At 72.6% G+C, this 21296-nt stretch carries 23 protein-coding genes; 10 read left to right on the forward strand and 13 right to left on the reverse strand.

The window, feature by feature from the left end:
• Window positions 1–45: 45 nt before the first annotated feature.
• On the reverse strand, window positions 46–1041 hold the full coding sequence (locus ABD295_RS06715; protein WP_344302901.1) for a LacI family DNA-binding transcriptional regulator: 996 nt from the start codon (window positions 1039–1041) through the stop codon (window positions 46–48).
• Window positions 1042–1208: 167 nt separating this feature from the next.
• On the opposite strand from ABD295_RS06715, the gene ABD295_RS06720 reads away from it, so the two are divergent.
• Together ABD295_RS06720 and ABD295_RS06725 are read left to right on the forward strand one after the other, a co-directional pair.
• The gene (locus ABD295_RS06720; RefSeq protein ID WP_344302902.1) at window positions 1209–2096 is read left to right on the forward strand and encodes a phosphotransferase enzyme family protein; all 888 of its coding nucleotides are present in this window, start codon (window positions 1209–1211) and stop codon (window positions 2094–2096) included.
• A gap of 212 nt (window positions 2097–2308) precedes the next feature.
• The gene (locus ABD295_RS06725) at window positions 2309–2824 is read left to right on the forward strand and encodes a glycine cleavage system transcriptional repressor (RefSeq protein ID WP_344302903.1); all 516 of its coding nucleotides are present in this window, start codon (window positions 2309–2311) and stop codon (window positions 2822–2824) included.
• Here the strand turns inward: ABD295_RS06725 and ABD295_RS06730 are convergent, their stop codons facing one another.
• The 6 genes from ABD295_RS06730 to ABD295_RS06755 all read right to left on the reverse strand — a co-directional run bounded on the left by ABD295_RS06730 (window position 2825) and on the right by ABD295_RS06755 (window position 8587).
• Window positions 2825–3508, reverse strand: a complete 684-nt coding sequence (locus ABD295_RS06730) for a Type 1 glutamine amidotransferase-like domain-containing protein (protein WP_344302904.1) — start codon at window positions 3506–3508, stop codon at window positions 2825–2827.
• Between the two features lie 95 nt (window positions 3509–3603).
• Complete coding sequence (locus tag ABD295_RS06735) at window positions 3604–4749, reverse strand: hypothetical protein (protein WP_344302905.1); 1146 nt, start codon at window positions 4747–4749, stop codon at window positions 3604–3606.
• A gap of 324 nt (window positions 4750–5073) precedes the next feature.
• Window positions 5074–6204 (reverse strand): succinyldiaminopimelate transaminase, encoded by a 1131-nt coding sequence (gene dapC / locus ABD295_RS06740; RefSeq protein ID WP_344302906.1) that lies wholly within the window; start codon window positions 6202–6204, stop codon window positions 5074–5076.
• A gap of 3 nt (window positions 6205–6207) precedes the next feature.
• Entirely contained in the window at window positions 6208–6534 is a 327-nt protein-coding gene (gene fdxA, locus ABD295_RS06745; protein WP_344302907.1) for a ferredoxin, read from the reverse strand.
• Between the two features lie 53 nt (window positions 6535–6587).
• Window positions 6588–7511, reverse strand: coding sequence for a hypothetical protein (locus ABD295_RS06750; protein ID WP_344302908.1), 924 nt, complete (start codon window positions 7509–7511; stop codon window positions 6588–6590).
• Window positions 7512–7531: 20 nt separating this feature from the next.
• On the reverse strand, window positions 7532–8587 hold the full coding sequence (locus tag ABD295_RS06755; protein WP_344302909.1) for a hypothetical protein: 1056 nt from the start codon (window positions 8585–8587) through the stop codon (window positions 7532–7534).
• Window positions 8588–8637: 50 nt separating this feature from the next.
• On the opposite strand from ABD295_RS06755, the gene ABD295_RS06760 reads away from it, so the two are divergent.
• Entirely contained in the window at window positions 8638–9558 is a 921-nt protein-coding gene (locus tag ABD295_RS06760) for a GNAT family N-acetyltransferase (protein WP_344302910.1), read from the forward strand.
• 169 nt (window positions 9559–9727) lie between these two features.
• Window positions 9728–11014, forward strand: a complete 1287-nt coding sequence (gene aspS / locus ABD295_RS06765; RefSeq protein WP_344302911.1) for an aspartate--tRNA(Asn) ligase — start codon at window positions 9728–9730, stop codon at window positions 11012–11014.
• 96 nt (window positions 11015–11110) lie between these two features.
• Here the strand turns inward: aspS and ABD295_RS06770 are convergent, their stop codons facing one another.
• Genes ABD295_RS06770 through ABD295_RS06785 form a run of 4 tightly spaced genes read right to left on the reverse strand, consistent with a single transcriptional unit; the run spans window position 11111 to window position 14930 of the window.
• Window positions 11111–12865, reverse strand: a complete 1755-nt coding sequence (locus ABD295_RS06770) for a VanW family protein (protein WP_344302912.1) — start codon at window positions 12863–12865, stop codon at window positions 11111–11113.
• A gap of 4 nt (window positions 12866–12869) precedes the next feature.
• On the reverse strand, window positions 12870–13208 hold the full coding sequence (locus ABD295_RS06775; protein ID WP_344302913.1) for a hypothetical protein: 339 nt from the start codon (window positions 13206–13208) through the stop codon (window positions 12870–12872).
• Window positions 13209–13218: 10 nt separating this feature from the next.
• Window positions 13219–14121 (reverse strand): N-acetyl-1-D-myo-inositol-2-amino-2-deoxy-alpha-D-glucopyranoside deacetylase, encoded by a 903-nt coding sequence (gene mshB, locus ABD295_RS06780; protein ID WP_344302925.1) that lies wholly within the window; start codon window positions 14119–14121, stop codon window positions 13219–13221.
• 38 nt (window positions 14122–14159) lie between these two features.
• Window positions 14160–14930, reverse strand: a complete 771-nt coding sequence (locus ABD295_RS06785) for a (deoxy)nucleoside triphosphate pyrophosphohydrolase (RefSeq protein ID WP_344302914.1) — start codon at window positions 14928–14930, stop codon at window positions 14160–14162.
• 51 nt (window positions 14931–14981) lie between these two features.
• On the opposite strand from ABD295_RS06785, the gene ABD295_RS06790 reads away from it, so the two are divergent.
• Genes ABD295_RS06790 through ABD295_RS06800 form a run of 3 tightly spaced genes read left to right on the forward strand, consistent with a single transcriptional unit; the run spans window position 14982 to window position 17090 of the window.
• Window positions 14982–15665 (forward strand): AzlC family ABC transporter permease, encoded by a 684-nt coding sequence (locus tag ABD295_RS06790; protein ID WP_344302915.1) that lies wholly within the window; start codon window positions 14982–14984, stop codon window positions 15663–15665.
• Window positions 15662–15967: an AzlD domain-containing protein gene (locus ABD295_RS06795; protein WP_344302916.1), complete on the forward strand. Its 306-nt coding sequence runs from the start codon at window positions 15662–15664 to the stop codon at window positions 15965–15967. The genes ABD295_RS06790 and ABD295_RS06795 overlap by 4 nt, the downstream gene beginning before the upstream one ends.
• A gap of 10 nt (window positions 15968–15977) precedes the next feature.
• On the forward strand, window positions 15978–17090 hold the full coding sequence (locus ABD295_RS06800; protein WP_344302917.1) for a hypothetical protein: 1113 nt from the start codon (window positions 15978–15980) through the stop codon (window positions 17088–17090).
• 10 nt (window positions 17091–17100) lie between these two features.
• Here the strand turns inward: ABD295_RS06800 and ABD295_RS06805 are convergent, their stop codons facing one another.
• Window positions 17101–17925, reverse strand: coding sequence for a thioesterase family protein (locus ABD295_RS06805; RefSeq protein ID WP_344302918.1), 825 nt, complete (start codon window positions 17923–17925; stop codon window positions 17101–17103).
• A 24-nt stretch (window positions 17926–17949) separates the two neighbouring features.
• Between ABD295_RS06805 and ABD295_RS06810 the strand changes: the two genes are divergently transcribed.
• The 3 genes from ABD295_RS06810 to ABD295_RS06820 are packed head-to-tail and all read left to right on the forward strand — an operon-like array spanning window position 17950 to window position 19498.
• Window positions 17950–18861, forward strand: a complete 912-nt coding sequence (locus ABD295_RS06810; RefSeq protein ID WP_344302919.1) for a LysR family transcriptional regulator — start codon at window positions 17950–17952, stop codon at window positions 18859–18861.
• A gap of 2 nt (window positions 18862–18863) precedes the next feature.
• On the forward strand, window positions 18864–19220 hold the full coding sequence (locus ABD295_RS06815; RefSeq protein WP_344302920.1) for a YidH family protein: 357 nt from the start codon (window positions 18864–18866) through the stop codon (window positions 19218–19220).
• Window positions 19217–19498, forward strand: a complete 282-nt coding sequence (locus ABD295_RS06820) for a DUF202 domain-containing protein (RefSeq protein ID WP_344302921.1) — start codon at window positions 19217–19219, stop codon at window positions 19496–19498. Before ABD295_RS06815 ends, ABD295_RS06820 begins: the two co-directional genes overlap by 4 nt.
• A 29-nt stretch (window positions 19499–19527) precedes the next feature.
• Here ABD295_RS06820 and ABD295_RS06825 read toward each other — a convergent pair whose 3' ends face one another.
• On the reverse strand, window positions 19528–20820 hold the full coding sequence (locus ABD295_RS06825) for a phospholipase D-like domain-containing protein (protein WP_344302922.1): 1293 nt from the start codon (window positions 20818–20820) through the stop codon (window positions 19528–19530).
• Between the last annotated feature and the right edge of the window lie 476 nt (window positions 20821–21296).

Consider the following 21296-nt stretch of genomic DNA (forward strand, 5'->3'; position numbering starts at 1 on the left):
CACTGGGTTCCTTCCGAGGGAGTTGTCTTGCCGGTGGCGCTGGTGTCAGGTCGTGCTGGTGGTGCCGGTCGTGCTGGTCGTGCTGGTGCGGATGATCAGCTCGGTGGCGAGCACCTCGTGCCGGGGCTCGGTGCGCTGACCGCGGATGAGCTCGTCGAGCATCCGGGCGGCGGTGGCCCCGAGGTCTCGCATGGGTTGGCGCACAGTGGTGAGGCCGGCGTACCGCGCGGCCATCACGTCATCCCAACCGGAGACGAGCACGTCATCAGGTACCCGGACCCCGCCCGCGCGAAGCGTGGTCATCAGGCCGAGCGCGAGCTCGTCGTTGGCGCAGGCGAAGGCGTCGGGCAACCGGCCGGACGCGACGACGGCGTCGCCGGCCCGCTGGCCCGAGCCCTCGTCGAGCTCGGGGGTACGGGTCACGGTCACGGTGGCGCCGCCGGCGCCGGCCTCGAGCCCCTCGAGGCGTTCGGCGATGTCGGGCGACAGGTCGGGGTCACCGACGAAGGTGATGGCCCCGGCCCCCGCGGCGGTGAGGTGCGCGGCGAGCGCCCGGGCGGTCTGCCGGTTCTCGGCGTTCAGGGAGTCGATCTCGGCGAGCGGCGTACGGGCCAGGAGCACCAGCGGAACCCCGCGCCGCACCAGGCTGTGGAGAGCGTCGTCGGGGACGGTGCGCCCGAGCACGACGAGCCCATCGGTGCGCGCAGCAAGGTCGTGGACCATCGCGGCGGCACTCTCGCGGCCACGCGTCGAGAGCAGCAGCACCGACCGGCCGAGCTCGGCGGCGACGGCTTCGTAGCCCAGCACGACCTCGGCGAAGTAGGGCCCGGACAGGTCGGGGAAGACGATCCCGTTGGCAGCGTGGCGCCTCTCGGCCAGCTGGCGGCCGAGGTGGTTCGGCACGTAGTCCAGCTCCTGGGCCGCGAGGGCGACCTTGCTCTGGGTCTCCTTGCTGACGATCTGGGGGTCACGCAGCGCCCGGCTGACGGTGGCGATGGACACTCCGGCCTTGCTGGCCACGTCCCGGATCGTGGGCCGCATCGGGTCCTCGCCTCCTTCTCGTCACTGGGTGATGGATGTGACGGCGCTCTCTGAAACCGTTTTCAGAAACCGTTTTCACCATGACGGAGGTCTAGACCACCTGTCAACCCTCGAGGCTGATTTCACCGGTGACCGGACGGTCGTGTCCGGATGGCACGCTTGGGCCCGTGCCCACCGACATCGAGCTCGCCGCCCTCCTGCCGGCACTGACGCTGCAGCACTGGGGTGACACGGCGCTCGACGTGCGCCCGCTGGGCGGCGGGATGAACTCGTCGACCGCGCGGGTGCGGCTGGTCTCCGGCCAGTACGTCGCCAAGTGGGTGGCCGCGTCCTTCGTCGGCGGCGCGACTGCAGGCCTGGCGGAGTCGCTGCAGCTGGCCGAGCGCGGCCTGGCGACCGGCGCTCCCCTGCCGACGGCCTCGGGGGCGCTGTGCGTCGACCTCGACGAGGGCGTCCTCGCCCTTCTCAGGTGGGTGCCCGGAGCGGAGCTGGCTGGCGACTCCCCCGGCGACCAGCAGCTGATCGGCCGGACCCTGGCCCGCGCGCACACGCTCGGCGACCCGACGATCGAGCCGACCCGGAGGTTCTTCGACTGGTTCGACGAGGACTCCCCGTACCTCGACGCCGCGCCGACCCTGCGGGTCGAGGTCACCGGCGCGCTCGCGGCGTACGACGCGCTGCCACCCCTCACCTGGGGGTTGCTGCACACCGACCCCGCCCCCGAGGCCTTCCGCCACGACCCGGCCTCCGGTGACACCGGGCTGATCGACTGGGCCGGCGCCCGACGGGGCCCGCTGCTGTACGACGTCGCGTCGGCCGTGATGTACCTCGGCGGGCCGCCGGCCGCCCGACCCTTCCTCGACGCCTACCTGGCGGCTGCTCCGCTGCCCGCCAGCGAGCTGGACCACCTGCCGGCGCTGTCGCGCTACCGGGGCGCCGTCCAGGCGGCGTACTTCGCCGAGCGGCTCTCCCGCGCCGACCTCACCGGCACCGACGAAGCCGGCAACCGGCAAGGCCTCGCGGACGGGCTGTCGATGCTGCGCGACCTCTCGTGAGGCCAGCCGTTCAGCGGCGGGGAGGGACGCGCCCGTCCGGTGGTCTGGGGGCCACGGGGGTGGATCAGCGGCCGCCTGGTGCCGGCCGCGCTGGTCGTCCCGCTGCTCTGCTCGTCGCCTGCGCCTACTGGGGGCAGGACGTCCTCCTGCGCCGTCGGCGCGAGACCTGAGCGAGAAGACCCGATCCTCCCCTGGAGGGTCTAGCCTGCGGCATGGCCACCTTCGTCCTGACCCTGTTCGGCGACGACCGCCCCGGACTGGTCTCGGACATCGCCGGAGCCATCAGCGCCCGCGGCGGCAGCTGGGAGCAGAGCCAGCTGTCGCAGGCGGCAGGCAAGTTCGCGGGCATCGTCGTCGTGTCGGCGCCCGACGCCGAGGCGGAGACCATGCTCGCGGACCTGCACACGCTGGAGGACGAGGGGCTGCACGTGCTGGTCGACCAGATCGACGCTCCCGTCGAGGACGACCTGGCGAGGTTCACCCTGGAGCTCGTCGGCGCCGACCGACCGGGCATCGTCGCCGACATCGCCGCCCTGCTAGCCAGGCACCGGGTGAGCATCGAGGACCTGGTCAGCGAGCTCACCGATGCGCCGATGGCGGGCGGCAAGCTCTTCGAGGCCCGGGCAGTGCTCGTGGCGCCTGAAGCGATGAGCGCCGAGGACCTGCGCGAGGCGCTCGAGGAGCTCGCTGACCGGCTGATGGTCGACGTGCACCTTTCGCTCAGCTGATCAGAGCTCGGGCGACCCTCGCCTCCACCCCTCGAAGCGGGTCCACTCTCCTTCGGAGACCACCTCGGCGACGCCGTCCACGACCTTGATCGCGGTCTGCTCGTCGATGGCGTACGACGGGTTGCCGAGGGCGGCGGCCCAGCGCGCGGCGGCCTCCGGGTTGTTGTCGGGGAAGTAGTTCAGGTGGGGGAAGATCGAGAAGTCGACGACGCCCAACCCGGCGTCGTCGTCGGGCTGCGCCCAGTGGACGAACTCGGGCCCGATGCGAGGCGTCAGCACCATGCTGCCGGCGCTCATGCCGACCCAGACCTTGTCGGGCAGCGTCGGCAGCAGCTCGGCAAGCCCGGACTCGCGCATCCAGTGACACAGGTACGTCGCGTCGCCGCCGTCGACCAGCAGCACGTCGGCCTCCCGCAGCCACGGCTCCCAGCGCTCGGCAGCGATGGTGGGGAGGGCGGTCAGCTCGAGCACGCCGAGCGAAGCCCAGCCCAGACCGCTGAAGTGCTGCTGCGGATCGACAGCGATCGAGCGGTGCACCCCGGCTGGTCCGCACATCGGGTGCCCCCATTGGGCGGTCGGGACCAACAGCGCGTGGGCCTCAGCCACGGGCTTGCCGAGCAGGTCGACGAGGGCCGCTTGGATGCTCGGGTTGGTGATGCCGCCTGATGTGAGCAAGAGCTTCAAGGGGTTCCTCCGGGATCTCGTCCTGCCTGGTCAGGTCTGGAGACCCGTGACGCTAGCCGGACTCATCGGCCGGAAGGCAACGCGGCCGCGTCGCCTCATCGCTGGAGATCCGCGACGAAGCGAGTGGACCCCGTGCAGCCGTACGTGGCCACAGCGAAGGTGCCGGCCACGCGCCGTGGCGACGTCGTCAGCAACTGCACCCCGTAGTAGCCGGTACCGAAGACCTGGTCGGGGACCCTGATGACACGCGCGGTGGCGCCGGTGCGTGGTACGCGCAGCTCCTTGGACAGTCGAACGCCGTACTCCTGTCCGTCGTCGTTGCACCGCACGCCATCGACCGACAGCGCCTTCACCTTGAAGCGTGGCGTCACCACGAGACGCACGTCACCGTCGGCGGACTCGTAGCGGCCCGGCATCGGACGCTGGGCCTCGATCGTCTTGGCGACGACGTCGTAGCGAGCGTCGAAGGCGCCGCTGTCACGGCCGTCGCGGGCGGAGAGCGCGACCTCGGACCTGCCCTCACGCTTGGCCTTGACACGCACGACGACGGGGCGGGCGCGGTCTGCCGCGATGGCGCCGGTCTCGACGCCGGGGACGTCGACGCGCCGGCCAGCCACGCTGACTGTCGCGCCCTTGCTGCCGAGCGTGTGCGAGGTGACCATCACGATCGCGGGGGTGCTTCGTCCGGCGGCGACCAGGAAGCGGCCGCCGGCCGGCGCTGCCTGGACCCCCGAGGTGCGCGTGTTCGGGGAGAAGGAGCCAGTGAGCCAATCGGTCAGGACGTCGTCGGTGAAGACCAGGGCAGCCATGCAGGTGAAGGGTTGGGCGAAGTCGTCGTCCACGTAGGTGCGGGTGATCGTGAACGCCCCGTCGGCGGCCACGGGCGAGCTGGGCTCGCCCACGCTGAGGAGCACCTCACAGCCGTTCGGCTGCTGCCGGCCAAGATGCCAGGCGATGTCGATCTTGCTGCCCGGAGGAACGGGACCAGCGAGGTTGATGGTGCCGGTCCACTGGCGCCTCAGGTCGTCGGTCACGAAGGTAGACTGCGTGAGCGTGCGCCACGGCTCGCTCGTGGCGGGGTAGCCCGCGGCGTGCTCGGTCGCCGTCCCCTCGACGCCGACGACGACCTCGTCGGCCCGAGCGGCTCCGCCAGGAACCAACAGGGCGGCGCTTCCGGTGATGAGCGCCAACACAAGAGCAGCCGCGCGGGACCGCCTCCGGGGGGTGTGGTGCAGGGTCATGGTTGGTCCTCGTCTCGACTGGTGGCGTCTCTATGACGCACCTGCACGCGGATCGGTTCGGGTCAGGGCAGCGCGGCGGCGTACCGCTGCGCCAGGTCGCGCACGTGCGCCACGAGCTCGGGCGGCTCGCTCACGTGGAACTGCGGGCCTCTGCCCGATGCACGGACCCCCGCGCCGGCCTACCGTTCGGCTGACATCGGCTTGCGTGGAGGATGCGTCCCTGCAAGGCGGGCGAGCAGCTGGCACGATTCTCTCCAAGACGGTGGAGCCTGGTGGTCGACGACGTCACCGTGCCGGTGGGCCGGTCGTCAGGGCAGTAGCCGGTCAGCCGGCCAGGCGGTCGGCCGCGGCGGCGACGCGCTCGTCGGTGGCGGTGAAGGCGACGCGCACGTGCTTTGCACCGGCGGCGCCGTAGAACGAGCCAGGGGCAGCGAGGATGCCGCGCTCGGCGAGCCAGGACACCGTGGCCCAGCAGTCCTCGTCGCGGGTCGCCCAGAGATAGAGCGACGCCTCCGAGTGATCGATGCGGAAACCCGCGGACTCGAGCGCTCGACGAAGGATCGCCCGGCGGGCGGCGTACCGCGCGTGCTGCTCGACGACGTGCGCGTCGTCGTCGAGGGCCGCGACCATCGCGTGCTGCTGCGGGCCGGGCATCATCAGGCCGAGGTTCTTGCGTACGGCGAGCAGCTCGCCGACGACAGCAGGGTCACCGGCGACGAAGGCGCAGCGGTAGCCCGCGAGGTTGGACCGCTTCGACAGCGAGTGCACGGTGAGCAGCCCCTCGGGCGAGCCGCCGCAGACGTCGGGGTGCAGCAACGAGACGGGCGCCCCCTCCCACGCGCACTCGAGGTAGCACTCGTCGGAGACCAGCAGCACGCCGCGCTCGCGACACCAGTCGACCATCTTGCGCAGGTGCTTGGGCGGCAGCACCCGGCCGGTCGGGTTGGACGGGGAGTTCACCCACACGAGCGCGGGCGTCTCGGGGCCGAGCGACAGGAGCGAGTCGGTCGCGACGGGGCGGGCGCCGGCGAGGACGGTGCCGACCTCGTACGTCGGGTACGCGAGCGCGGGATGCACGACGACGTCGCCGGCGCCGATGCCGAGGTGGCCGGCCAGCGAGCTGATCAGCTCCTTGGACCCGATCGTCGGGAGCACCGCGTCGAGACCGAGCTCGATCGCCCCGGCCCTCCGTGTCAGCCAGTCGATCGCCGCGCGGCGGGTCGCCTCGAGACCGATGGTGACGGGATAGCCAGGCGAGTCCGCAGCCGCCGCCAGCGCCTCCTGGACGACTGTCGGCGTCGGGTCGACGGGCGTGCCGATCGAGAGGTCGACGATGCCGTCGGGGTGGGCCCGCGCGGTGGCGGCGTACGCCGTCAGCTGGTCCCAGGGGAAGTCAGGCAGCCGGGTGGAGACGGGGTCTCGACCGACCACTCGCTGCGCTCGCTGCTCGACCACCGATTATTCGTCGTGCTCCTGCGGAGGCAGCGCCGAGACCAGCGGGTGGTCCTTGTCGATGACGCCCATCTTGGCGGCGCCACCGGGCGACCCGAGGTCGTCGAAGAAGTGCACGTTGGCGTCGTAGTACGCCTTCCACTCCTCCGGGGTGTCGTCCTCGTAGAAGATCGCCTCCACCGGGCAGACCGGCTCGCACGCACCGCAGTCGACGCACTCGTCGGGGTGGATGTAGAGCATCCGGTTGCCTTCGTAGATGCAGTCGACCGGACACTCGTCCACGCAGGCACGGTCCTTGAGGTCCACACACGGCTGGGCGATGACGTAGGTCACCAGATCCTCCTCGACACGACGGGCTTCGCTGCGACTCAGCGTAGTGCCCGCCGTCATTCAACGCGTGCCCACCCGCCCAGTCCTCGGTCGTGTGTCACGACGAGGTTGCCGCGCACCACGACGTAGCCGGTCCCGTCCCGGCCGGTCGCGACGCTCTCGGCGGCGGTGACCGGCGACAGGTTGCGCGCCGGGCCGAGCGCCGCCGACAGCGGCCAGGTCTCCCAGCCGGCACCCGCGTGGACGAGCAGCTCGAGCCCGCGCCCGGTCGAGCAGGTGGCGTACGCGGTCGTCGTACCGATCCGCTCGCACCCCGGAGTGGACCGCCGCCAGGTCCGGCCGCCGTCCGTCGTCACGACCGGCTGTGGGAGCCCACGACGAGTCACCCAGACGACGAGCTCGTCGCCTGCGGCCGTCGGAGCGGCGTCGGGGTCCAGGCCTGGAGGCAGGGCGACCGGTCGCCAGGCGCCGTCGTCCAGCGCCGCCCGCCAGAGCGTCGCGGGCCGGCGCTCGCGGCGTACGAGCGCCCAGGCGAACGACTCGCCGACCTCGACCTGCACCTCGTCGCCGGCACCGACGGCGACGTCGGTCTCGCCGGTCCAGCTGTCACCGCCGTCGTGGGTGACCCAGAGACCGCCACCGCCGATCAGCCCCTCGGACCCGCTGTCGGAGACCCTCACCTGACCAGGGAGATGGTCGCTCCCGACCTGGCGCAGCGGGACCCACGCGTCCTCGTCCGGCCCCCGCCGCCACACGAGCACGCACCCGCCGCAGTCGACGCCGGCGGTGGTCAACCAGACGGTGCCGGAGGGGGTGAGATCCACCGAGAGGACGACGGAGCCGCGCTGGACCTCGGCCGCACCCGGGTCGGCGGGCGGTCTCGCAGGCGCGGCGCTCGGGAGGCCGCCCGACAGCGCACCCACGGCGACCACCGCACCCACGAGGAGTGCTGCGAGCAGCAGCCAGGCGCGACGTCCCACGGGCCCAGCATGCTCCTGCGTCACCGCAGCGGACGCCACGTCCCGCTCTGGCCGGAGCTCCTGAGCAACCGGCCGCGCGCGACGACGAACGTCGTCCCATCCGATGCCACGGCGTGGTCCTCGACCTCGGCGGGAAGCGTGGTCCGGAGGATCCGGTCCTGGGCGAGCAAGCCCGGGCCGCTCCGCAGCCCCGACGTCACCTCGCCCAGCACCAGGTCGTCGGACAAGGCCTCGGGCCGGCCGAGCCCGGACGCGACCCCTCGCGTCGGGATCGTGACGAAGCGCTCCCAGGTCCCGGCTTCCGGGTCACCCCGCATCACGCGCATGGACGCCCGGCCGATGTTGCAGAACGCGAAGAGGCGACGAGGCCCTGCCTGGAGCCAGGTGGTCCAGCACGGCAGGTCGAGCCGTGCCCAGGTCTCGCCCTGGTCGCGGCTGACGAAGGCGATGTCGGCATCGACGCCCAGCATCGGGTTCTGGGCGACCAGCACGTCGCCGACTGCCAGCAACGAGCCGGCGTACGTCGTCGTCGGCAGCGGCAACGGCAATGGCTCCCACTCCTCGGTGAAGTCGCCGTCGTCGACGGGCGCCCGGACCGCCCAGCCACCCAGTTCGTCGTTGCCGAGGTGCGCCAGCACGTAGCCGCCCTGGATCGCCGCGCTGACCTGCATCCCAGGCTGGCCGTCGACCTGCTCCGCCCACCTGAGGCCGCCGTCGTCGCTCGCCCACAGGCCCTCGCCCGCCGCGAGCACGAGGCCGTCGTCCGAGACCTCGAGCCGCGAGACGCCGAGGCGACCGCTGGGCACGCCGCCGAGGGCCTCCCAGGTCGCCTCCGGCGTACGCCACCACAGCACCTCGCAGCCGTGGCAGCCACGTCCCTCGGTCAGTCGCCAGAGCGTCCCGTCCGGGTCCACGTCGACCGCGACCACCCTGCCGTCGGGGTCGGCGACCTTGTCGAGCTCCGCCCAGGCGTGCTCCGCGGTCGACCGGAGGTTCACGACGACGGCGACGGCGCCCACGACGCCGAGGAGTCCCACGGCAGCGAGCAGCGCCAGCACGAGCCGCAGCCGTCCCATCCCCGATCACCTCCCCGGGCGACAGGATGTCCCACTCCTAGGATCTTGGGGTGCCGAACGACGAAGGACCTGACATCGGCCGCCACCTGCTCGGACCGCACGTCGTCGGCCAGCGCGTCGTGATCCGCCGGGTGCTGCGCGGCCAGACAGGTCCGACGGGCGGGCCGGCGATGACCGACGCGCTCGGGATCTGCACCGCCTGGGCCGACGGGCGGGCCGTGGTGCGCACGGAGGCGGGCGAGATCGTCGAGATCGCGACCGCCGACATCGTGTCGGGGAAGCCGGTGCCGCCGAGGGCGTCCATCCGCGACCGGATCTCGCCCCGCGATGCCCAGGTGCGGGCCCTGGCCCTCTGGCCGGACCTCGTCACCGTGCCCCTGGGTTCCTGGTTGCTGCGCTCGTCCGACGCGAGCACCGCGCGCCGCGCCAACTCGGTGCTGGCGATGACCGACGCCGGCGTCCCCGATGCCGTCGAGGCCGTCGTCGCCCACTACCGCGCGATCGGGCAGCGCCCGATCGCGGCCGTGCTGCCCGGCAGCGCCGAGGAAGCCCTCTTCCTCGACCGGGGCTGGGTCGCCGAGAGCAACGACGGCAACACCATCTACCAGGTGGCGTCAGTGGCGCACGCGCAGCGCGGGCTGCGCGGCCTGCCGCGCGTCGACGTGCGGCTCACCGAGACCGGCGACGTGGTGGACGCTCACGTCGGCGATGCCGACTCCCCCGACGCCTGGGGAACGGCGGCGTACGCCGACGACTGGGTCGGCTTCCGCGGCATCGAGACGATCCCCGAGCGACGACGGCAAGGACTCGGCCTCGCGGTGATGGCGGCGCTGCTGGACTGGGGTGCCCAGCGCGGCGCCCTGACGGCGTACCTCCAGGTGCTCGACGGGAACGACGCCGCCCTCGCCCTGTACGGCCGTCTCGGCTTCCGTCACCACCACGACTACCGCTACCTCGCCGAGCCGGTCTAGCATTTGCCGCGGAGACGGTGAGGCCTGACAAGCCTCGCGAACCCGATCCCGCGCGTGCGGCGTCATCGACGAGAGGCCGGCGGCTCCACGACAGCCGGCGAAGGTGTGGTGGCACCGCGATCTAGCCCCCGCCCACACCTCCAGGGCTTTCCGCCGACTGGAGGTCCCGATGAATGTCTCGACAAGCTCGACAACCGAGCGCCTGATGGCGCGGTCCCTGCCCACTGTCACGCCCGGCGAGACCGTCACGCTGCAGGGCTGGGTGCACCGCCGGCGCGAGCTGGCCAAGGTCACTTTCCTGGTGCTGCGCGACCGCACCGGGCTGGCCCAGGTCGTCCTCCCGGCCGGCACGCCCGTGCCGCCCGAGGAGACGACGGTCGAGGTGACCGGCGTCGCCACTGCCAACGCACAGGCGCCAGGCGGCATCGAGGTCACCGAGGCGACCGTGACGGCACTGACCGAGGACGCGGAGACGCCGCCTTTCGAGCTCTGGCGTCCCGAGCTCGGCGTCTCGCTGCCGACGATGCTCGACCACGCGCCCATCGCCTGGCGGCACCCGGCACAGAAGGTGCGCTGGGAGCTGGCGGCCGCGTCGATGCGGGCCTTCCGCCGGACGCTCGACGCGATGGACTTCACCGAGATCCAGACGCCGAAGTTCGTGGAGTCCGCGACCGAGTCGGGCGCCAACGTCTTCAAGGTCGACTACTTCGGGCGACCGGCGTACCTCGCCCAGAGCCCGCAGTTCTTCAAGCAGCAGATGGTCGGGGTCTTCGAGAGGGTGTACGAGGTCGGGCCGGTCTTCCGGGCCGAGCCGCACGACACCGTGCGGCACCTGGCGGAGTACGTCTCGCTCGACGTCGAGCTCGGCTTCATCGAGGACCATCGCGACGTGCTTGCCGTCCTGCGCGAGGTGCTGGCCGGGATGGTCGGCGAGCTCGGTCCGCTCGCCGAGCGCGCCGGCGCCGACCTGCCGCTCGTGCCCGACGAGATCCCGGTGGTGCACTTCGGTCGCGCTCTCGAGATCGTCGGGGCGCCCGCCGACGAGCCCGACCTCGCGCCCGAGCACGAGCGGGCGCTCGGGGTCTGGGCGCGCGAGGAGCACGGCAGCGACTTCCTCGCCGTGGAGGGCTACCCGATGGCCAAGCGGCCGTTCTACACGCATCCGCAGCCGTCCGACCCACGCTGGAGCAACAGCTTCGACCTGCTCTTCCGCGGGCTCGAGCTGGTCACCGGCGGCCAGCGGCTGCACCGGCTGTCCGACCACGAGGCGGCGCTCCGGGCCCGCGGCGAGGACCCGGCCGACTACACGGCGTACCTCCAGGCCTTCCGGCACGGCATGCCGCCGCACGGCGGCTTCGCGATCGGCCTGGAGCGCTGGGTGGCCCGGCTCGTCGAGGCACCCAACATCCGCGAGGTCACGCTCTTCCCGAGGGACCTGACCCGGCTGGCGCCCTAGGTCTCGACTGCGCTCGACCACCGGTGGTCGAGGAGGTCGTGCAACGACCGTCCCATCGGTGGTCGAGGCGGTCGTGCAACGACCGTCACGAGACCCCTACTGGCAGATGACGGTGTCGCTCGGGGTGTAGCGGGTGTGCATGACCTCGCGGTGGTCGACCGTGCTCTCGTCGGCGCGGCGGAAGACGCGCGTGACGTCGATGTCGAAGCCGCCGTACCCCTCGTTGGGATAGCAGTCGTCGGTGTCGAGCGTGCGCGTCTCGGGGCTGGTGAAGTTGTAGCGCTCGCCGGTGAGCGCGGTGATGTCCCAGTAGTCCGTCGACCACATCGACACGGTGAGCGCGCCCGACGACGAGACCGTGCTCGGCTGCAGCGAGGCCGAGACCAAGACGCCGTAGGGGGTGTCGTTGGTGAACTTCAGGTCCACGGTCGGCCAGGCGACGGTCGCCTCGCGGCCGACGGGGTAGCGGTCGATGTAGAACGAGTGCGGCTTGTGCTCGACGTCCTCGAGGCCGGCGAAGAAGGCGGCGTTGAAGGTCGTCGTCGCGACCTGGGAGACGCCGCCGCCGAGGTCCTCCTTGAAGATGCCGTCGCTGATGATGAAGCCCTCGGTGAAGCCGTTCTCCCTGGTGCGCTCGCCGACGATGCCGTTCAGCGAGAACGTCTCCCCTGGCTTGAGCAGCGTGCCGTTGATCAGCTCGGCCGCGCGGCCGATGTTGGTGTTGCGGTAGTCGGCGTGGGGGAAGTACGTCGTGAACGTCGAGACCTGCTCGGTGACGCCGAGGGCACGGGCGTCCTTGGTCGTGAACTCCGGCTTCGCCACGGTCGCGGGGACCTCGGTGTCGCGTTCGCCCTGCGGCTTGACCACCAGCTCGAGGAAGGTGCTGTGCACGGCCTCCGGGTCGTAGGTGACACCGGGCTTGGCGGGGATCACCTGAGGGGTGCCGTTGACCAGCTGGACGGTGGCGTCGACCGGCGCGCCGTCGCCCGCGACCTTGCCGCTGAGCAGCTCGTCGAGCTTGGCGGTGTCGAGCTGCGGCACCAGGACGCCGCCCTCGGGCACCAGCTTGATGGCCCGGGCGTACTCGCGGGGCGCGAGCCGCGCCGAGGCCGAGCCGAAGCGGAGGTTGACCGGGGCCGACATCGCGGGGTTGGCGAAGTCCTGGACAGCCGCCTCCACGTCGGTGACGTCGATGTCGGGCCGCATCCGGACCATCGGCAGCTCCGAAGCGTCCTGCTCGCTGCCGTCGAGCGCAGCGGCGTACGCCGCCTCGAGCTCGGCCGCGGCGGCGGCGGCGTCGAGGTCGCGGCCGTCCGCGGCGTCCTTGGTCCTGACCCCGTTGGGCGTCAGGCGGACGGCGCCCTCCACCGCGGGTGTGCGCACCTCCGCGGCAAGCTCGCTCAGGAAGCCTGCTTGGACCTCGTCGTCGACGGCCACCACGGCCTCGAGGTCGTCGCCGCCGTTGTAGTAGTCCCACAGCCACACCGGCGACCAGCTGCGCTGCGCGCCGGCCTCGGCGACCGAGGCGGCGTAGTCGACCGACAGACCCGCTGCGCTCGGGACGATGGTGCGCGAGCCGCCGTCGGCGACGACGGCCAGGGCGGCGTCGGAGGTCTCGGCGAGGCCCTCCTCCAGCGCGGCGGCCGCCTCCTCGCGGTTCATCCCGCCGATCTCGACGCCCTCCACGGACGTGCCGCGGGGCACCCGGTCGCTGGCGGAGAAGTACGCCGCGGCGTAGCCGCCACCGAGCAGCGCGACCAGCCCCAGCAGGACGAAGAGGACGGCCCGGCCGCCCTCCTTCTCATGCTGCTCCGGCTCCCGCCAGATGGCGGTGTCCTTGTCGACGCTCACGCGGTCAGCCTACGTGGCGCCGCGGACGGATCGTCCCGACCGGGCCGAGCACCGCCACCACCGCCGCAACCCCGATGAGGCCGTATCCGGGCAGGTCCGCGCTGACCAGGAAGCCGCCGTTGGGCCGGGTCTGGCTGAGCGCGAACGCGACCCCGGCGAAGCCCCAGCAGAAGGGCAGCCGCGCCCACCACTCGCCCGGCAGGGCGTAGGCGGCGGTCAGGACCGCCGCGACCGCGAGCGGCCAGCCCCAGACGGTCGCGTGGACCGCGACCGCGGCCACCCCGGTGGCCAGGCCGCCCGCCAGCGCCAGCACGGCCAGGAGGCTGCGCGCCCCCACCCTCAAAGCAGCAGCCTCACAGGCCGGCGAAGAGGTCAGTCTCGAGGCCGTCGGGACCGAGCTCACCCTGGGTGCCCTTGGCGAGCCGGTAGTACTCGACCCCCCACACGTGGTTGCCCGCGTTGTTGGACAGGGCGAAGAACGGGCCGTCGACGGTGATCTGGGTGGCGTGCGCCTTCATCGCGGCGATCTTGCGCTCGGCGTAGTCCGTCGCGTCGACGACGGCCGCCAGGTCGGCGTCGGGCGTCGTCCACGGCAGCGGCCCGTCGGGGTCCATCCCCTCGAAGGACGTGGTGTCGCCGGCGTCGCGCAGGGCGCGCATGCCCTCCCGGAAGCGGGACTCCGACATTGCGCCCCAGTAGACCTTGCTGATGTCCCAGGCCTCGCCGAGGTCGCGCCGGTAGGACGGCACGGCGGCCAGCGCCGTGGCGTACGTCGCCACGCGGTGCGCCTGAATGTGGTCGGGGTGGCCGTACTGCCCGAACTGGTCGTAGGTCACCAGGACCTGCGGGCGCACCTCCCGGATCACCTCCACCAAGTGGTTGGCGGCCTCGAGCAGGTCGGCGTTGGCGAAGGCGCGCTCGTCCATCTCGTCGGCGGCGGTCGCGTTGCCGTCGTCGTCCCACTTCATCCCCGAGTCGCGATAGCGCCCGAACCCGCCCAGCCACCGGTGGTCGGTCACGCCGAGCTCGGCCATCGCGTCGGCGATCTCCTGGCGGCGGTGCTCGCCCAGCGTGTCGTCCTTGTCGGCAGCGAGGTGCTCGAGCGAGGGCACCAGGATCTCGCCGAGCTCACCCGCGGTGCAGGTCACCAGCGTCACGCCGCGGCCCTCGGCGGCGTACTTGGCCATCGTGGCGCCCTGACCGATCGACTCGTCGTCGGGGTGGGCGTGGACCAGCAGCAGGCGCTGCGCCGGCATCTCCGTCACGCTTCCGAGCGTAGTGACCGCCACCGACGTCACGTCGGCCGGTGCAGTCGCCTCGGCGCCGTCTGGAGGTCGAGCGGGGCCGCGCTCGTGCTCGCTGGCAAGACGCCGGACCCCCCGCCTGACATCCCGCCTGACATCCCGCCTGACATCCCGCCTGTTACCCCGCCTGTTACCCCGCCTGACACGTCACCGGTGTCGAGCCAGCCGTCGTGCTCGTCCACGAGTGGCTCGAGCACAAGCTGCGGCGCGTCGGTCGTGACCGCCCAGGGGTGGTCGTCGTCGTCGTCCTCGCCGGCGTAGCGCTCCCGAGAGAGCCCGGCGTCGAAGCCGGCCGAGCGAAGCCGCTCGACCACGGCTGCCGCACCCTCGCCGTCGAAGAACACCGCGCGCAGCCACGTCGTGGCCGAGGCGTTGAGGGCCTCGCGCAACGCCGGCAGGAACGGCCGGTCGGAGTCGAGCCAGTCGACGGCCTCGAGGTCGTCGGGCCCCAGCCAGCGCACGGCGTCGTGCTCGTGCGGCTCCGGCTCGCCCGCTTCCAGCGACGCGAGCGCGACGACGAGCGCGAGGTCGTCGCTGATCCGGGTCCGGCCGGGCAACCAGCCCCCGACAGCGATGGTGCAGCCGAGCTCCTCGGCGATCTCGCGGACCAGCGCGGCACCCGGGTCCTCCCCCGGCTCCACCTTCCCGCCCGGCAGCTCCCACCGACCGGCCGCGTCGACCGGACGCGTACGCCGCGCGGCGAGCACCTGCCCGTCGCGCAGGATCGCCGCACCCACCACGAGACGTTCCTCACCGGCCACAGGGCGAAAATACCCGTCCCGTGTCGGCGCCTGTCATTAGCGTGGGGGCCGATGAGCCATGAGGCGCGAGCATCCTTCCTGACCGGGGTCCGGCTGGGGCTGCCGTACGCCGCCGTCGGCTCCGTCCTGTCGCTCTCCTTCGGTGTGCTGGCCCGCGAGGCCGGCTTCACCCCGCTCCAGGCGATCGCGACGGCCATGCTGGTCTTCGCCGGCTCGGCACAGTTCGCCGCGCTGGCGGTCCTCACCGGCGGCGGCTCGGCGGCCGCCGCCGTCGCGGCCGGCACGCTGATGAACGGCCGCTTCCTCGCGATGGGCATCGCCCTGGCGCCGTCGCTGTCGGGCGGCGCGGTCCAGCGCGGCGCCCAGGGTCAGGCCGTCGTCGACGCCTCCTGGGCGCTGGCCAACAGGGGCGACGGAACCTTCGACCGGTGGCAGCTCTTCGGCACCACCGCCCCGCAGTACGTCACGTGGGCGCTCGGGACGGTCGTCGGCGTCTTCGCCGGCGACGTCATCGGCGACCCGGCGCGGCTCGGGCTCGATGCGATCTACCCGACGTTCTTCCTCGCGCTGCTGCTCGCCGAGCTGCGGGACCGCCGGTCGCGGACCGTCGCCGCAGTGGGCAGCCTCATCGCCCTGGCGCTGGTGCCGTTCGCGCCGCCCGGCGTCCCGATCCTGGCCGCCGCCGCCGCCAGCCTGATCGGTCTCGCCCGACCTGCGGGCCGGGAGGACGCATGACCATCTGGCTGACGATCCTGGGCCTCGTCGTCGCGACGGTGGCCATCAAGGCCTTCGGTCCCGTCCTCTTCGGCGGGCGGGAGCTGCCGCGGGCCTTCATCCGGGTGATCTCGTGCATGGCACCGGCGCTGCTGGCCGCGCTGGTGCTGACGTCGCTGTTCGCCGACGGGCAGCGGCTGACCGCTGGAGCGCAGGCCCTCGGCGTGGCCGTGGGCGGCGCCCTGCTGTTGGCTCGTCGGTCGATCGTCCTCGCCGTGCTCGCCGCCGTGGTCGTGACAGCGGCGCTGCGCGCCCTCGCCTAGGGTCGATTCCGTGGATGCGTCGCCTGGGGACCCCGGACCACCCGTCGCCGGCGTCCGGCTGACGCGCACCGAGGAGAACCTCGCCGAGGTCGACGCGCTCGCCGCCCTGCTCGGCGGCCGCACGGGCGTGGCCCCGGTGCTCGGCGACCTGCACCGCCAGGGCCGGCGCACGCTGCCGTGGGGGCGCGCCGTGGTCCGGTCGTTCACCTGGGACGCCGAGGACCGGCGTACGACACAGTGGTATCCCCAGGGCATCACCACCTCCGCCGACGCCGACGACTCCGAGCGGGTGCACGGCAAGGCCCTGGTGGTGGCCGCGTGGTACCTCAAGGACGAGCACGGCGGCAACCAGGGCAGCCGGGTGACCTTCGTCGACCTGCAGACCCTGCGCTACCGGCACGTGCTCCTGGTGCAGCCACGGCTGCGCAAGGGCAGGCTCGTGCTGTCGCCGCTCAAGGTGCACGCCGGGGGCATCGTCTGGCGCGGCCCCTACCTGCATGTGGCGGCGACGTCCAAGGGCTTCGTGACGTGTCACGTCGACGACGTCATGCGCATCCCCGACGAGCGTGCGGCCGACCGCGGCGGGGCGCACCTGCGGCGCCTCGGGGTGCAGGGCGACGAGGTGGCCTCGCTCGGCTACCGCTACGTGCTGCCGGTCCGCTTCGCCTACCAGGCGTACGCCGACGAGGGGCACCAGCGCATGAAGTACTCCTTCCTCTCCCTCGACCGGGCCGACGACCCGCCCGCGATCGTCGCCGGAGAGTACGCCCGTGGCGACGAGGCCACCCGCCTGGCCCGCTACCCCCTCGATCCCCTCACCTCCCTGCTGGTCGGCGGCGCGGATGGCACCTCGCGCCCGGTCGCGCTCGACACCGGCGGCGTGACGTCGATGCAGGGCGCCTGCGTCGCGAGGGGGCGCCACCACGTGACCGTCTCGCACGGTCCGTGGATGCCGGGCTCCGTCTACTCCGGCTCCCCTGGCGCGCTCCGCCGGCACCGCTTCGCCCTGCCGATGGGCCCCGAGGACATCTCCTACTGGCCCTCGGCAGACCTGCTCTGGTCACTCACCGAGCACCCCCGCCGCCGCTGGGTCGTCGCGATGCGCCGGTCCTTCTTCGACTGACACGCACCCGCTAGGACCTCGGCAGCCGCGCCAGCTGGCGCGACTGGGCGACGAGCCGGTCGGTGGAGTCCCAGACCTCGCAGTCCTCCTCGAACATCCCGCCCGAGACGTGACGGGTGGCGTGGCGGATCCGCAGCCACCCGGGTGCGGGCGCGGCGCGCACGTGCGCGGTCAGCTCGAGGGTCGGCGCCCAGCCGGTGCGGCCGAGATCCATCGACACGGGCGGCAGCGCGTCGACCGCCATCAGCAGGAGCAGCGGGTCCGGCTCACGGCCGTCCACGAGGCGCAGCCACGCCTGCATCTCGCCCCGACCGGACGGCTGGCCGAGCGCCCACCCGATCATCCGGGGGTCGAACCTGATGTCGAAGCGACGGACGAACGGCGCCATCTCGAGCACCTCCGGCGGCGCCATCGAACCCGGCACGCACTCGTCGACCGGTGGCAGGTCCGGGGGCTGCGCCGCCGCCGTCCAACCCTCCGGGACGTCGTCGGACAAGGACCCGAGGGAGCCGAAGGTCGCCAGGGCCGTGAGACGTACGTCGTCCCCCTGCGCGAGCTCGGCGCTGACGGTCGCGACCGACCCGCCGTCGCGGAGCACCCGGACGCTGGCACGGGCAGGACCTGGCGCGGAGGCGGACAGGTAGTAGGCGCTCACCGCGATCGGGTCCGGCTTCTCCGGAAGCGTGCGCGAGACCGCGTGGCCGATGACGGCCAGCAGGTAGCCGCCGTTGACGGCGCCGCCGACCATCCACCCAGAGCTCAGCTGGGCGTCGTGCTCGCCAGCGGCACCCTCGACATCTCTGACCGCGATGTGCTCATCGAACTCGAACGACATGCCGAGGACACTAAGGTCTGGCTCATGGACCGACGCCACCTGGAGTACTTCGTGGCCGTCGCCGAGCTCGGCAGCTTCACCCGGGCCGCACAGTCCCTCTCCATCGCGCAGCCGTCGCTGTCGCACGCGATCGGCTGGCTCGAGCGCGACCTCGGGTCCCGGCTCTTCGAGCGCCACGGGCGCGGCGTCCGGCTGACCCCTGCGGGCGAGGCGCTCCTCGAACCGGCGCGACGCTCGCTGCGGTCGTTCCAGGTGGCGAGGGGTGCGGTCCGCGCGGTCTCCGAGGGCGGCTTCGGGCACCTGACGCTGATCACCAACACGCTGTGGGCGGTCGACCCCCTCGCCCGCCTCATCGGCGGGTTCCGCCAGCAGCACCCCGGCGTACGACTGTCGGTGGCCGACCCGGCGCGGCGCAGCGACGTGCTCGACGCCGTACGTCTCGGCGGCGCCGAGATCGGCCTGCTCGACGGGCGGCCGCCGCAGGGCATCCTGGCCAGCCGATGGCTGGCCGAGCAGGAGCTGGTCGCGGTGCTCCCGGCGGCGACCGGGCCCACACCAGCGGCGCTGTCCATCGAGGACCTCGACGCCATCGGCCTCGTCTGCACTCCTGCGGGCACGGCGCTCCGCGCGATCGTCGACGACCTGCTCGAGACCATGGGGCTCCCGTCCGAGGTGACCGTCGAGACCGCGCACCTCGCGTCGGTCGTCCCCCTCGTGCTCGCCGGCGCGGGTGCCGCGGTGCTGCCCACCGGCCTGGCAGCGGAAGCAGCGGCGAAGGGGTCGCGCGTGGTGCCCCTCGCTCCCGCGGCCCGCAGCGAGGTGCACCTCGTCTGGCGCGACGGACGGCTGAGTCCGCTGGCCCGCCGGTTCGTCGACTTCTGCGCGAGCGGTGACGACGCCGGATCAGAGGTCGCCGCGGACGGCAGGTCGGTCTAGCCATGGCGCACGGACGCTGGCCCTCGTGGGTCTACGACGTCGGGTCCGAGCCCGACCTGCGGTTCAGCCTGGCCAACGAGCGCACCTTCCTCGCGTGGATCCGCACCGCGCTCGCACTGCTCGCGGGAGGCGTCGCGCTCGACGCGGTGGAGCTGCCCGGCTCCGACGTGCTCCAGCAGGTGCTGGCGGTCGGCGTGGTGGTCCTCGGCCTCGGGTGCGCCGTGATGTCGTGGGTGCGCTGGGCGAGCACCGAGCGCGCTATGCGGCTTCGGCTGCCGCTGCCGTCGACGACGGTGCTCGCCGTCTTCGCCGTCGCCATGGTGCTCTTCGCCGCGGCCCTGGTGGTGCTCGTCCTGTGAGCGCGCACGAGGTGCCTGCCCTGGAGGACCAGCAAGAGCGCACGCAGCTGGCCTGGCGGCGTACGGCGGGCTCCTTGGCCGCGGCGGGGCTGCTCGCGGGTCACTTCGCGACCGAGAACGCCGGCCGGGTCCTCGTCGCCACCGCTTTCGTCCTGATCGCGGCGCTCATCGCCTACACCTGGCTCAACCCGCACAGTCGCCCGGCCACCGCCGGGCTGTCGCTCGCCCTCGGCGTCGTCGTGCTGGGCGCACTGGCGCTGGTCGCCGTGATCGGCTGAGCTCGTCGCCCACGAGGTCGGTGAACGACTCAGCGACAGGGCTTCATGACCGGGATGATGGGCGTGCTCGCCTGGCGCGCGTGCCCGAACGCGTCCCTGACATGGGCCGAGTAGGCGTGGAACGCCCACTTGCCGTCGAGACGCAGCATCATCTCGTCGTTGTAGAGCAGCCCGCCGCAGGTGCTGTTGCTCGTCCCGGTGATCACCAGGCGACGCTCCCGCCCAGCGACCTTGGCATGGATGGCGTACACCTTGTCGTGCGTGATCAACCAGCGCACCCTGTCGTCCGGGATGTCGACGAGGCGGCCGTCGGGGAGCCTGAAGGGTTTCTGCAGCCAGTTCTCGATGGTGTCGCGGGTGGTGACGATGCGCAGGTTGCAGCCGCCCAGCGCGAGCCGGCCGATCTGCGCGCGGACGTCCGCCCGCTGCACCACGGCGATCATGATGTCGACGGTGCGCATGCCGGGTGCGCAGGTGACCGACCGCAAGGTCTCGACCAGCAGGTCGCCGCGGCGCGGGTAGACCATCGCGCGGGGCGGCCCGGCGTACGTCTTGTCGGCATCGGACCACCGCTTGCCGCCGACCTCCCACCGCTGGGCCTTGAGCCGTGCGAAGTACCTCGAGCCGTAGGCGTAGAACGCGTCGTCGTACACCCGCGCCAGGCTGTTGTACTGCGTGTACTGCCGGCCCTCGAAGTTGGTCGACGAGGTGATCACGGAGCGCCGGCCGTCGATGTCGGCCAGGAGCAGCTTGAGGTGGTTGACGTCCTGGGAGTCGGGCGCCGGGCCCGCGCCCGACCACGGCAGGCAGGCGCCGCGGCAGACGACGACGTTGCCGGGAGCCGGGTCCCCCTCCTCGATCTTCTGCAGCACCGCCCGGCCCGCGACCTTCGTGCGCAGGTCGGCATCGGCGACGAGCTCGACGTGTGCGCCCCGCTTCTGCGCCGCCACGATGGCCTTGGTGGTGGCCGGGATGTCCCACCGGAACATCGCGATCCGGAGCGAGTCACCCTCCCCCGCCTCACCGAAGATGCTGATGAAGCGGCGTACGACCGCCGGGTCGGGGCCGTTCTTGAGACCGGGCGAGGAGAAGCAGACCTCGTACGCCGCGTCGGTCTGGCAACCGCTGAGCACCGGCGCGCTCGAGGTCGCCTTCGTCGCGGCGACAGGCTCCGACTTCTCCGCACGGGCGCCCGGCTCGCCGGCAGCCGCCGGGGCGACCAGCAGCGTGCCGTCGTCGGACGGGTCGGCGGTGGCGACGAAGCTGGACACCGTGGCGAGCGTGACGACGGCAGCCACGGCGAGCACGAGTGAGCGGCGCATGGGCCCTAGCGTCTCATCCGGGCGGCGCTGCGTCCGCAGACCCGCACCGGTCGGGTCACGAGACCCCGCTGGAGGAGGAGGTAACGCAGCGCCCCGGTGGTCGAGGAGGCCGCCCAGCGCCCCGGTGGTCGAGGACGTCGCGCCACGCGCCCGGTGGTCGAGGAGGCCACCCAGCGCCCCGGCGGTCGAGGACGTCGCGCCACGCGCCCGGTGGTCGAGGAGGCCACCCAGCGCCCCGGCGGTCGAGGACGCCACCCAGCGCCCCGGTGGTCGAGGAGCGAGCGAAGCGAGCGGAAAGTCGAGACCACCACCCGGCAGTCGAAGAGCTAGCGCAGCGACGTCACAAGCCCCGGAAGCGTGCGAGACCACTTGTGGAACAAGACCCTGCGACCCGGGAGGCGTTGTCGGCGGCCACTGCTTGGATTGGTGACATGACAGCAGCACGCGACCACGAGCCGGGTCTCGACGACCTCGGC

The sequence above is a fragment of the Nocardioides bigeumensis genome (assembly GCF_039531755.1).
Lineage (GTDB): Bacteria > Actinomycetota > Actinomycetes > Propionibacteriales > Nocardioidaceae > Nocardioides > Nocardioides bigeumensis.